Consider the following 12,134-nt stretch of genomic DNA (forward strand, 5'->3'; position numbering starts at 1 on the left):
ATCCGGGCGTGCTTCGCCTAGCCTTGGTGACGTGAGCGGTACTGAGGAGTCTGGAATGAGCCCTGCAGACCGCTACGAGGCGGCTCGGCAGCGGGCCGAGAGCGCCTCGCAGCAGCCCGCGCTCACCGAGTTCATCGAGGAGCTGGACTTCGCCCTCGACCCGTTCCAGGCCGAGGCCTGCGCGGCCCTGGAGCGCGGCACGGGCGTGCTGGTGTGCGCCCCCACCGGCGCCGGCAAGACGGTCGTCGGGGAGTTCGCCGTGCACCTGGCCCTGCGGCAGGGGCGCAAGTGCTTCTACACGACGCCGATCAAGGCCCTGTCCAACCAGAAGTACAACGACCTCGTCGCGCGCTACGGCGCCGAGCGGGTCGGCCTGCTCACCGGCGACAACGCGATAAACGGCGACGCGCCCGTGGTGGTCATGACCACCGAGGTGCTGCGCAACATGCTCTACGCCGGGTCGGCGACGCTGCAGGGCCTGTCGTACGTGGTCATGGACGAGGTGCACTACCTCGCCGACCGGTTCCGCGGCGCCGTGTGGGAAGAGGTGATCATCCACCTGCCGGAGTCGGTGATGCTCGTGTCGCTGTCCGCGACCGTCTCCAACGCCGAGGAGTTCGCCGACTGGCTCGTGACCGTGCGCGGCGAGACGTCCGTGGTCGTCAGCGAGCACCGGCCGGTGCCGCTGTGGCAGCACATGCTCCTGGGCAAGCGCATGTTCGACCTGTTCCACGACGCGGAGGCGGCGCAGAAGCACGATGTACATCCGGAGCTGCTGCGGTACCACCGCGAAATGCTCCGCCGCGTCGAACTGGCCGGGGGCGACCTGCGCCGCGGCAAACGCGGCCGCTGGACCGGCCCCTACCGCCAGGAGATCGTCGAGCGGCTCGACCGCGAGGGTCTGCTGCCGGCGATCCTGTTCATCTTCAGCCGGGCCGGCTGCGACGCCGCCGTGCAGCAGTGCCTGGGCGCCGGGCTGCGCCTGACCGGACCGGACGAGCGCGCCGAGATCCGCACCATCGTCGAGGAGCGCACCAAGCACATCCCGAGCGAGGACCTGCAGGTCCTGGGGTACTGGGACTGGCTCGACGGCCTCGAGCGCGGCCTCGCCGCCCACCACGCCGGCATGCTGCCCGCGTTCAAGGAGGTCGTCGAGGAGCTGTTCGTCCGCGGGCTGGTCAAGGCCGTGTTCGCCACCGAGACCCTGGCGCTGGGCATCAACATGCCGGCCCGGTGTGTCGTGCTGGAACGGCTGGTCAAGTTCAACGGCGAGGCGCACGTCGACCTGACGCCGGGGGAGTACACGCAGCTGACCGGCCGGGCCGGGCGCCGCGGCATCGACGTGGAGGGCCACGCCGTCGTCGTGTGGGCGCCCGAGGTCGATCCCCGGCACGTCGCCGGCCTCGCCTCCACCCGGACGTACCCGCTCAAGTCGAGCTTCCGCCCGTCGTACAACATGGCCGTCAACCTCGTCGGCAGCGTCGGCTCGGCGGCCGCCCGCGAGCTGCTGGAGAGCTCGTTCGCGCAGTTCCAGGCCGACCGCTCGGTCGTCGGCCTGGCCCGCCAGGTGCAGCGCAACGCCGAGACCATGGCGACCTACGCCGGGGAGATGGCCTGCCACCTCGGGGACTTCGAGCAGTACTTCTCCATCCGCGTCGCCATCGCCGAGCGCGAGAAGACGATCGCCCGCCAGGGCGCCCAGCAGCGCCGGGCGGCCGCGCTGGAGTCGCTGGAGCGGCTGCGGGCCGGCGATGTGATCCGGGTGCCGGCCGGGCGCCGCTCGGGCCTGGCGATCGTGATCGACCCGGGCACCGGCGGCTTCGGCGAGCCGCGCCCGCTGGTGCTCACCGAGGACCGCTGGGCCGGGCGCATCTCCGGCGCCGACTTCACCAGTCCGGTCGAGCCGATCGGGCGGGTGCGGGTACCGCGGCAGTTCAACTTCCGCTCGGCCCAGGACCGCCGCGACCTCGCCTCCCAGCTGCGCCGCGTCGAGTTCGAGCCGGAGGAGCGCGGGCGCCCCGGGCGCTCCCGCAACACCGCCGCGGCCGACGACCACGAGCTGGAGTCGCTGCGCGCGTCGCTGCGCCGCCACCCCTGCCACCGCTGCCCCGAGCGCGAGGAGCACGCGCGCTGGGCCGAGCGCCGCCACCGCCTCGAGCGCGACACCGAGGCCCTGCGCGGCAAGGTCGCCAGCCGCACCGGCTCCCTCGCGCGCACCTTCGACCGGGTCTGCGGGCTGCTGACCGACCGCGGCTACCTCAGCGAGGCCGGCGAGGTCACCGACGCGGGGCGGATGCTGGCGCGGATCTGGTCGGAGACCGACCTGCTCGTCGCCGAGTGCCTGCGCCGCGGGGTGTGGGACAAGCTCGGCCCGGCCGAGCTGGCCGCGGCGGCCAGCGTGCTGGTCTACGAGGCCCGGCGAGAAGCGGAGGACCGGGCTTCGGTACCGCGGGGTGAGGTCACCGACGCCATCGACGCGACCCTGAAGCTCTGGGCCGACCTGCGCGACGAGGAGGACTCGCGGGGCCTGCAGCTGACCCGCGAGCTGGACCTCGGGTTCGTGTGGCCGGTGTACCGCTGGGCCCGCGGCGAGTCGCTCACCAAGGTGCTCGGCAGCGTGCACGGGCTGGAGGGTGACATGCCGGCCGGGGACTTTGTACGCTGGTCGCGCCAGGTTCTCGACCTGCTGGGGCAGCTTGCCGAGGCCTCCGGCGCCCCGGAAACGGTACGGCGCACGGCGCGGCAGGCGATGACGGCGATCACGCGGGGCGTGCTTGCATACAGCCTAATGGGATAATTTCGGCGTTTTCTCACCTGATGCGAATTCGCAAAAAGCGTTCAGATCCGCAATGATGATCCGGCCGGCTCGCCGTGCAATTCTGCGCGCGTGCCCTGGACGGAGGACATTGTGGGTCAGCTGCACCATTTCACATACGGCGCCATCACGCCGATCTTCGCCTTCGCCATGTCATTCCTGGGCTCCCTGCTGGGCCTGGTGAGCACCGCGCGGGCCCGTATCGCCACCGACACCCGCCGCCGGGCGTGGCTGCTGGTGCTGGCCGCCTGGTCGATCGGCGGCACCGGCATCTGGGTCATGCACTTCATGGCGATGGTCGGCTTCAGCGTGCAGGACAGCCCGCTGCGCTTCGACGTGCCGATCACGGTCGCGAGCTTCATCATCGCGGTCGTCACCGTGGGCCTCGGCCTGTTCATCGTCGGGATGGGCCGGCCGAAGCTGTGGAAGGTCCTCATCGGCGGCCCGATCACGGGCGTGTCGGTCGCGTTCATGCACTACACGGGCATGAAGGCGATGAACATCAACGGCAGCTTCGAGTACAAGCCGAGCCTGTACATCGCCTCCTACGCGATCGCCGTCGTCGCCGCGACCGTGGCCCTGTGGTTCACGGTCGTCGTGCGCGGCATGATCGCCACGACCGCCGCGGCGGTCGTGATGGGCGTGGCCGTCTGCGGCATGCACTACACGGGCATGTACGCCATGCAGGTCCACCTCGCCCACGGCACCGACACCGTGCCGGGCGTAGACGTGAACTGGTTCCTGGCCCCGATCGTGCTCTTCGTCCTCGTCGTGGTGATCGCCCTGGCCAGCGCCGTGATGGCGGTACCGTCGGAGCGCGAACAGGCCGAGGCGGCGGCGGTGCGCGACAAGATCGCCGCGGGGCAGGCGATCCGCGCGGAGTCGGGGGCGGTGTTCGGGGGCGCCCCGATGCCGGGCAACGCGGTGGGTGGCACGTTCGGCGGTTCGCCTTCGGCGGCGCCGCCGGCTCAGGGCGGCGGCAAGGGGCAGGCCTTTGCGGCTCGGGCGGCCAATGGGATCGCTGACGCTCGTCGGCATCGGGGGCGTTGATTCGCTGGCGTTGAGCGATAAGTCGGGCGCTTCCCGTCGCGACTTATCGGACTTTTCGCCTGACGAGGGATATGTCCGGTTGAATGGGTGCCGAGCGCATTCTTAGCCGGACGAGAAGCAGACAAACAACGCCCGGCCGATGGTGCGCGGAAGCCTCCGGCCCCCTTTTTCGCTGTTGCCCACGGTTATGCCTTTTGGCCGCGTTTTCGGCAGCGGCGGTCGTCGACGACGACGGCGAGCGGGCCGGGTGGGCGTGAAGCCCGGCGGGCGCGGGGGTCCGAAGCGGATACTGGGGTGGTGACCGATGCCCGGCCCCGCCCCAGCATGCGCACCGTCGGCAACACGCTCGAGGACTTCGAGCGAGACCTCCTGAGCAACCTGTACTTCCAGCGCGGCACCACGCTCGAGTCCGCCAGCGGCTCCGACGGGTACCACACGCTCGCGCTCACGGTCCGGGACCGGCTGATCGAACGGTATGCGCGCACCGCCGCCGCGCACTACGCCGCCAACCCGCGGTTCGTGTACTACCTGTCCGCCGAGTACCTCCTCGGGCGGCAGCTGCGGCAGAACCTGCTCTACACCGACACCGAGCGGTTCGCGCGCACGGTCGCGAGCGAGCTCGGGACCAGCCTCGAGGACCTCGAGCACTACGACGTGGAGCCGGGGCTGGGCAACGGCGGGCTCGGGCGGCTCGCGGCGTGCCTGCTCGACTCGATGGCGACGCTCGACATTCCGGCGGTCGGCTACGGCATCCGGTACGAGTTCGGGATCTTCAAGCAGGCGTTCCGGGACGGCGCGCAGGTCGAGCGGCCCGACGACTGGACGTTCTACGGCAACCCGTGGGAGTTTCCGGCGCCCGACGACCGGCAGCTCATCGGGTTCTACGGCGGCACGGCGCCCGCGCTCGACGACCCGACGGGACTGCGGCGGCAGTGGACGCCGGGGGAGACCGTGCGGGGCGAGCCCAGCCACATGCTCGTGCCGGGGTACGGCACGCAGACCGTCAACATCATCCGGCTCTGGCAGGCCCGGGCCAGCCGCGAGTCCTTCGACCTGTCGCGGTTCGGTGCGGGGCAGTACAAGGAGGCGGTCGAGGACATCACGAGCGCGGAGAACATCTCCAAGGTCCTGTACCCCGACGACAGCACCGAGCAGGGCCGCGAGCTGCGCCTGAAGCAGCAGTACTTCCTCGTGGCGTGCTCCCTGCGCGACATCATCCGGCGGTACCGGCTGCGCAACTCCGGCTGGGACGCGTTCCCGGCCAAGGTCGTGATCCAGCTCAACGACACCCACCCGGTCATGGCCGTCACCGAGCTCATGCGGCTGCTCGTCGACGAGCAGAAGCTGGACTGGGACAAGGCGTGGTCGATCACCCGGCGCACGTTCAACTACACGTGCCACACGCTGCTGCCCGAGGCCCTGGAGACCTGGCCGGTGGCGCTGCTGGAGCGGCTGCTGCCCCGGCACATGGAGATCATCTACGCGATCAACTACTTCTTCCTGCAGGAGGTCGAGGCGACGTACCCGGGCGATCCCGAGCGCGTCCGGCGGCTCTCGATCATCCAGGAGGCGCCGGACAAGCGGGTGCGGATGGCGCACCTGGCCGTGGTCGGCTCGACCGCGGTCAACGGGGTCGCGGAGCTGCACACGAAGCTGCTCGCCGAGACGACGCTGCGCGACTTCGCCGAGCTGTGGCCGCAGAAGTTCCACAACGTCACCAACGGGGTCACGCCGCGCCGGTTCGTGCGCATGGCCAACCCGCGGCTGTCGGAGCTGGTCACCGGAAGGCTCGGCGACGACAGGTGGATCACCGACCTCGACCGGCTGGAGGACCTCGCGCCCGCCGCCGACGACCCGGCGTTCCTCGAGCGCTGGCGCGCGGTCAAGCGGGCGAACAAGACCGATCTCGCGACGCTGGTGGAGAAGTCGACGGGCGTGGTTCTCGACCCGGACGCGCTGTGCGACGTGATGATCAAGCGCTTCCACGAGTACAAACGGCAGCATTTGAAGCTTCTGCACGTCATCACGCTGTTCAACCGGCTGCGGGACGACCCGGACCTCGAGGTGGTGCCGCGCACGGTGCTGTTCGGGGGGAAGGCGGCGCCGGGGTACCACTCCATGAAGCTGCTGATCAGGCTCGTCAACGCGGTCGCGGAGGCGGTCAACACCGACCCGGTGGTGTCGCGCCGGCTCAAGGTCGTGCTCCAGCCCGACTACAACGTCACCCGCGCGCAGGTGATCATCCCGGCGGCCGACCTGTCGGAGCAGATCTCGCTCGCCGGCAAGGAGGCGTCGGGCACGGGCAACATGAAGCTCGCGCTCAACGGGGCCGTCACGATCGGCACGCTGGACGGCGCGAACATCGAGATCCGGGACCGGGTCGGGGCGGACAACTTCTTCCTGTTCGGCCTCGACGCGCCGCACGCGGCCGAGATGCGCCGGGACTACAACCCGCGGGCGTACTACGAGAGCGACCCCGAGCTGCGCGCGGCGATCGACACGATCGCGCACGGCGTGTTCGCCAAGGGCGACCGGTCCCTGTTCACGCCGATCGTCGACGCGATGCTCGGCCGCGACGAGTACCTGTCCCTGGCCGACTACCGGCCCTACCTCGAGGCCCAGGAGCGGGTCGAGCGGGCGTGGCGGGACCAGGACGGCTGGGCCCGCATGTCGGTGCTCAACGCGGCCCGGTGCGGCTTCTTCTCCTCCGACCGGACCGTGCGCGACTACTGCGACCGGATCTGGCGCGTCGAGCCGGTCCGCGTCTCAGCCTGAGGCCTGCAGGGCGTCCACGATCCGTTTGGACGCCCCCGCCAGGCCCCACTGCTCGGCCAGGGCGATGAGCCCCTCCGGGTCGGCCGGGGCGGTGGGCAGCTTCGTCCGCAGCTCCGGCAGCGGCACCGCGCGGGAGACCGCTACGACGTCGCGGGCGCTGGCGAGGTACTCCCGGCCGGCCTCGATCTTGGCCCGCAGCCCGGGCGCGAAGCCCGACTCCGGGTCGTCGAGCGCGGTGAGGATCCCGTCGAGGCCGCCGTAGCGGTCCACGAGCCGGGCCGCGGTCTTCTCGCCGACGCCGGTGACGCCGGGCAGGCCGTCGCTGGGGTCGCCGCGCAGGGCCGCGAGGTCCGCGTACCCGGCCGCGGGCACGCCGTACTTGCCGTGCAGCGCCGTGTCGTCGAGGACCTCGAGCTTGGCGACGCCGCGGCCGCAGTACAGCACCCGCACCGGCTTGGCGTCGTCGATGACCTGGAACAGGTCGCGGTCGCCGGTGGCCACCTCGACGGGCCCGGGCTCGCGGTGGGCGAGCGTGCCGATGACGTCGTCGGCCTCGAAGTCGGCCGCGCCGACGGCCGTGATGCCCAGCGCGGCGAGGAACTCGAGGATCACCGGCACCTGCCGGGAGAGCGCGTCGGGCACCTCCTCGCCGCCGGCCGGGGTGAGCCGGTGCGCCTTGTACGAGGGCAGCAGCGCGACCCGCCAGGCCGGGCGCCAGCTCTCGTCGAGGCAGCACACCATCCGGTCGGGCTTGCGGCCCCTGATGAGGGTGGAGAGCATGTCGAGGAAGCCGCGCACCGCGTTGACCGGGGTGCCGTCGGGCGCCTTCGCGGCGGCCTCGGGCACGCCGAAGAACGCGCGGAAGTAGAGACTGGCCGAGTCGATCAGCAGCAGAGGGCGGTCCACCAGGCGGAGATTAGCGCAAGACGTGGATGCGCGTGGCCGTCCCGGTCGTGCTGGTGTGTCGCTGCACGAGGTCGGCCAGGAAGTGGACCATGACCAGGCCGCGGCCCCGGCCGTCCGGCGGGCGCAGGCGGCCGGTCACCGGGTTGGTGACGTGGCCGAAGTCGCGGACCTCGCAGACCACGCGCTCGTCGTCGTGCCAGGTGCGCAGCGTCCCGGAGCCGCCGCCGTGCTGGACGCTGTTGGTGGCGAGCTCGTTGACGGCGCTCTGCAGGTCGACGATCCGGTCGGGCACCAGGTCGGCGTCCAGCCCGACCTCGGCCACCCGGCGGCGCACCTCGACGAGGCTCTCCAGCTCGAAGCGCAGCGTGGTCGCGCCGGCCGGCGGCTCGGAGAGGGGCACGTTGTACTCCTCGGCGACGCCGTAGGGGTCGTAGGTGTCCGACGCGTACCGGCCGCCGTTGTCGTCGACCATGACCGGGTGCGTGCGGTGCGCGTCGCCGATGCGCCGCTGGTCGAGGTGGGCGAGGTCGTACGGGCACAGCACCGTCGCCTCGCGGCCGGCCAGGGCCACGTTGATCATCGCCTCGTGCTGGACGCAGCCGGGGTACTCCTCGGTGGTGCGCTCGGGCCAGATGGGCTGCCCGACGATGCGCACCCGGTGGCCGGCGTGCTGGTCGATGAACTTGCACAGCACCCAGGGGATGATCCGGCCCGGGTTGCGCCCGGCCTCGGTCATGTCGAGGAACTCGACGCTCTCGGCGAACGCGCCCAGCCGCTCCCGCAGCAGGGTGAGGTTGCCGGGCGGGGCCGCGACTATCGTGGGCTCGTTGAGGGAGAACCCCTCGTAGATGAACTTCATGGTGCCGTCGAGGAAACCGACCACGCCGTCGTACAGCAGCGCTTCGTGCACGAGCGGGTCTGCGACCCGGTCGCTGGGCGGCGGCGCGCTGGGGCGGCTCATGGAGATGCGGCAGCTCGTCTCGGTTCGGCTTTACTCAAACATCGGACCTAGACTACGGCATAACGGGCGGTGGAACACCTATCCATTGGTACGGCACCGCCCACTCGGGCCCCTGCCGTCACGCAGAAAACCAAACGAACGTTAAGCTGTTGCTCGTGGAGCTGTATTCCCCCGACCGGCTGGCCGCCGCCCGGCGCGCCACGGCCGAGGCCGGGCTCGACGCCCTGCTGATCGGCCCGAGCGCCGACCTGCGCTACCTGACCGGCTACGACGCGCACGCCCTGGAGCGCCTCACCCTGCTCGTGCTGCCCGCCGACGGCGAGGCCGTGCTCATCGTCCCCCGCCTCGAGCGCCCCGCGGCGGAGGCCTCGCCGGCGCGGTCCGTCGGCGCGCGGCTGGTCGACCACGAGGACGGCAGCGACCCGTACGACATCGTGCGGGGCCTGCTCGGCGACCGGGTCAAGGCCGTCGGGCTCGGCGACCGCATGTGGGCCGAGCAGGTGCTGGCCCTGCGCGACGCGCTGCCCGACGCCACCCAGGCCCTGGCCGGGGCCGTGCTGCGCGGCCTGCGCCTGCGCAAGACCCCGGCCGAGGTCGACGCGCTGCGCCGGGCCGGGCGGGCCATCGACGCCGTCCACGAGCGGATGGGGGAGTGGCTGCGGCCCGGGCGCACCGAGGCCGAGGTCGCCGCCGACATCGCGGCCGGCATCCGCGCGGCCGGGCACGCCACGGTCGAGTTCACCATCGTGGCCGCCGGGCCCGACGGGGCCAGCCCGCACCACGGCGTCTCCGACCGGGTGATCCGGGCCGGGGAGCCGGTGGTCGTGGATATCGGCGGGGCGATGCCCGACGGGTACTGCTCCGACTCCACCCGCACCTACTGCATCGGCGAGCCGCCCGCGGACTTCGCCGCCTACTACGCCGTGCTGCACGAGGCCCAGCGGGCCGCGGTCGCGGCCGTGCGCCCCGGCGTCACCGCCGAGGCCGTCGACGCCGCCGCCCGCGACCTCATCGCGCAGGCCGGGTTCGGTGCCGCGTTCCTGCACCGCACCGGGCACGGCATCGGCCTCGACGGACACGAGGACCCCTACATCGTGGCCGGCAACGCCACCCCGCTCGAGCCCGGCATGGCGTTCTCGATCGAGCCGGGCATCTACCTGGCCGGCCGCCACGGCGCCCGGATCGAGGACATCGTCGTGTGCACGGCCGGAGGCGTCGAGCGGCTCAACACCATCGACACGGAGCTGGTGATCCTATGAGCGGTACGAAGCGAAGCGGAGTGGCCGCTCATCCGGGTCCCCGGGATGAATGTCGATGCCGGAGCGAAGCGGAGGCGTCGGCATGACCGTCGATCGGCCGTTTCTGACCGAGGAGGGCGAGGCGCTCATCGGCCTCGTCCGCGAGATCGCCGACGGCGAGCTGGCGCCGCGCGTCGACGAGTTCGAGGCCGAGCGCCGCTTCCCCCGCGAGCTGTTCCGGGTGTTGGGCCGGGCCGGGCTGCTCGGCCTGCCCTACCCGGAGGAGCACGGCGGGGGCGGCGTGCCCTACGAGGTGTACCTGCAGGTCCTGGAGGAGCTGGCGGCCCGCTGGCTGGCCGTGGCCGAGGGCGTCTCGGTGCACACCCTGGCCTGCTACCCGCTGGCGACGTTCGGCTCCGACGTGCAGCGCAAGCGGCTGCTGCCCGACCTGCTCGGCGGCGAGCTGCTCGGGGCCTACTGCCTCTCCGAGGCGCACAGCGGCTCCGACGCCGCCGCGCTGAAGACCCGCGCCGACGCCGGGCCGGACGGCTTCGTGGTGCGCGGCACCAAGGCCTGGATCACCCACGCCGGGCGGGCGGACTTCTACAACGTGTTCGTGCGCACCGGCGGCCCCGGCCCGGCCGGCATCTCCTGCCTGCTCGTCGACGCCGCCACCGCCGGGGTCGAGGCGCAGCCGCCGGAGAAGACCATGGGCCTGCGCTCCTCGATCGTCGCCCAGCTCGTCTTCGACGGCGCCGTCGTGCCCGGCGACCGGCTGGTCGGCGAGGAGGGCCGCGGTTTCAAGATCGCCCTGAGCGCGCTGGACGGTGGCCGGCTCGGCATCGCCGCGTGCGCCGTCGGGCTCGCCCAGGCCGCCCTGGACTACGCGGCCGCCTACGCCCGCGAGCGGGAGCAGTTCGGCCGGCCGATCGCCGAATTCCAGGGCGTCGGGTTCATGCTCGCCGACATGGCCACGCAGATCGCCGCGGCCCGGGCGCTGTACCTTTCCGCCGCCCGCCTGCGCGACGCCGGACGCCCCCACACGGCCGAGGCGGCCAAGGCCAAGCTGTTCTGCACCGACACCGCGATGCGGGTCACGACCGACGCGGTGCAGGTGCTCGGCGGCGCCGGGTACGTGTCGGACCACCCGGTCGAGCGGTACATGCGCGAGGCCAAGGTCCTGCAGATCTTCGAGGGCACCAACCAGATCCAGCGGGTGGTGATCGCGCGGTCCCTGTAATGATTTGCACCGCGGGTTAGGGTTTCGCTCGTGGAAGAGACCGATCGCGCGATCGTGGCCGCCCTGGCCGTCGACGGCCGCCTGTCCTACACCGACCTGGCCGAGCGGGTCGGGCTGTCGGTGTCGGCCGTGCACCAGCGGGTCCGGCGACTGGAGCAGCGCGGCGTCATCAAGGGCTACGCCGCGCGGATCGACCACGACGCGCTGGGCCTGTCGATGACCGCCTTCGTCGCGATCCGCCCGCTCGACCCGTCGCAGCCCGACGACGCCCCCGACCGGCTGTCCAAGCTGCCGCAGATCGAGAGCTGCTACTCCGTGGCCGGCGAGGACTTCTACATGCTGCTCGTGCGCGTGGAGACCCCGCTCGCCCTGGAGCGGCTGCTGCAGGAGATCCGCACGGCCGCCAACGTCACCACCCGCACGACCGTCGTGCTGTCGACGCCCTACGAGAACCGGCCTAGCGCGCGGCCCGCCTGATGCCGTCCAGCACCTGATCCAGGTCGGCCAGGTCGTCCAGGGTCACGTGAGCGCCCGCGGTCTCGAGCTCGCGGCGGGTGTACCGCCCGGTCGCCACCGCGACCACGCCCGCGCCGCTGCTCAGCGCGGCGAGCACGTCCTCGGGCGTGTCCCCGACCAGCACGACCTTCTCGAAGTGCCGGCCATGGCGGCCGTGGGCGTTGCGCCGCGCGATCCCCACCAGCTCGGCGCGCACCTCGTGGCTCCACCCGTACGCGCCCGCGTCGAGGTCCAGGTGCTCGGCGAACCCGAACGGCGCCACCTTCACCTCGGCGATGTGCCGCACGTTGCCGGTCAGCAGCGACTGCACCGTGCGCGTGCGCACCTCGGCCACCGCCGCGGCCGCACCGGGCAGCGCCCGCGCCCGCACGGGCAGCAGGTGCGCGAGCTCGTCCATCGCCGTCTCGGCCCCCGCGCGCAGGTCCTCGAGGTTGCCCTCGGTCACCGGCACCGCGTTGAACCGCAGCATGTCCTTCGCGATCGCCCGGTCGGTCCGCCCGGCCATCGGCGGCTGGTGCGCGGGCGCGACCCCGAACCGGCGCGTGAAGGCCAGGTCGTACGCCTCCCGCCCGAGGCCGTCCACGTTGACCAGCGTGTGGTCCACATCCCAGAGCACCAGAACCCCGTCCACCC

9 protein-coding genes are annotated in these 12,134 nt (G+C 72.1%); 6 read left to right on the top strand and 3 right to left on the bottom strand.

Annotated features, from left to right (window positions below; translation table 11 throughout):
• The first annotated feature begins 55 nt into the window (after positions 1-55).
• From AB0B76_RS31820 to AB0B76_RS31830, 3 genes are all read left to right on the top strand, one after another.
• A complete protein-coding gene (locus tag AB0B76_RS31820; RefSeq protein WP_360382392.1) occupies positions 56-2,797 on the top strand; it encodes a DEAD/DEAH box helicase in 2,742 nt (913 codons plus the stop codon).
• A gap of 90 nt (positions 2,798-2,887) precedes the next feature.
• Positions 2,888-3,865, top strand: a complete 978-nt coding sequence (locus AB0B76_RS31825; protein WP_360382393.1) for an MHYT domain-containing protein — start codon at positions 2,888-2,890, stop codon at positions 3,863-3,865.
• 297 nt (positions 3,866-4,162) lie between these two features.
• The gene (locus AB0B76_RS31830) at positions 4,163-6,640 is read left to right on the top strand and encodes a glycogen/starch/alpha-glucan phosphorylase (protein WP_360382394.1); all 2,478 of its coding nucleotides are present in this window, start codon (positions 4,163-4,165) and stop codon (positions 6,638-6,640) included.
• Here AB0B76_RS31830 and AB0B76_RS31835 read toward each other — a convergent pair.
• Entirely contained in the window at positions 6,632-7,546 is a 915-nt protein-coding gene (locus AB0B76_RS31835) for a 5'-3' exonuclease (protein ID WP_360382395.1), read from the bottom strand. The two genes, AB0B76_RS31830 and AB0B76_RS31835, sit on opposite strands and share 9 nt — an antisense overlap.
• 10 nt (positions 7,547-7,556) lie before the next feature.
• The gene (locus AB0B76_RS31840) at positions 7,557-8,507 is read right to left on the bottom strand and encodes a sensor histidine kinase (protein WP_360382397.1); all 951 of its coding nucleotides are present in this window, start codon (positions 8,505-8,507) and stop codon (positions 7,557-7,559) included.
• Between the two features lie 146 nt (positions 8,508-8,653).
• Here AB0B76_RS31840 and AB0B76_RS31845 point away from each other — a divergent pair, with 146 nt between their 5' ends.
• The 3 genes from AB0B76_RS31845 to AB0B76_RS31855 all read left to right on the top strand — a co-directional run bounded on the left by AB0B76_RS31845 (position 8,654) and on the right by AB0B76_RS31855 (position 11,462).
• Positions 8,654-9,766: a Xaa-Pro peptidase family protein gene (locus tag AB0B76_RS31845; RefSeq protein WP_360382455.1), complete on the top strand. Its 1,113-nt coding sequence runs from the start codon at positions 8,654-8,656 to the stop codon at positions 9,764-9,766.
• A gap of 82 nt (positions 9,767-9,848) precedes the next feature.
• Positions 9,849-10,985 carry an acyl-CoA dehydrogenase family protein gene (locus AB0B76_RS31850; protein ID WP_360382399.1) on the top strand — a complete coding sequence of 379 codons (1,137 nt, stop codon included), beginning with the start codon at positions 9,849-9,851 and terminating at the stop codon, positions 10,983-10,985.
• 30 nt (positions 10,986-11,015) lie between these two features.
• Positions 11,016-11,462, top strand: coding sequence for an Lrp/AsnC family transcriptional regulator (locus AB0B76_RS31855; protein ID WP_360382400.1), 447 nt, complete (start codon positions 11,016-11,018; stop codon positions 11,460-11,462).
• Here AB0B76_RS31855 and AB0B76_RS31860 read toward each other — a convergent pair.
• Positions 11,443-12,132 (bottom strand): HAD hydrolase-like protein, encoded by a 690-nt coding sequence (locus AB0B76_RS31860; protein WP_360382402.1) that lies wholly within the window; start codon positions 12,130-12,132, stop codon positions 11,443-11,445. The two genes, AB0B76_RS31855 and AB0B76_RS31860, sit on opposite strands and share 20 nt — an antisense overlap.
• Positions 12,133-12,134 lie beyond the last annotated feature (2 nt).

This window comes from Dactylosporangium sp. NPDC049140 (assembly GCF_040648435.1).

Bases quoted from the DNA above. Each gene is read 5' to 3' on its own strand.
- AB0B76_RS31820 (WP_360382392.1), top strand. From the start codon at position 56: ATGAGCCCTGCAGACCGCTACGAGGCGGCTCGGCAGCGGGCCGAGAGC.
- AB0B76_RS31840 (WP_360382397.1), bottom strand. From the start codon at position 8,507: ATGAGCCGCCCCAGCGCGCCGCCGCCCAGCGACCGGGTCGCAGACCCG.
- AB0B76_RS31850 (WP_360382399.1), top strand. From the start codon at position 9,849: ATGACCGTCGATCGGCCGTTTCTGACCGAGGAGGGCGAGGCGCTCATC.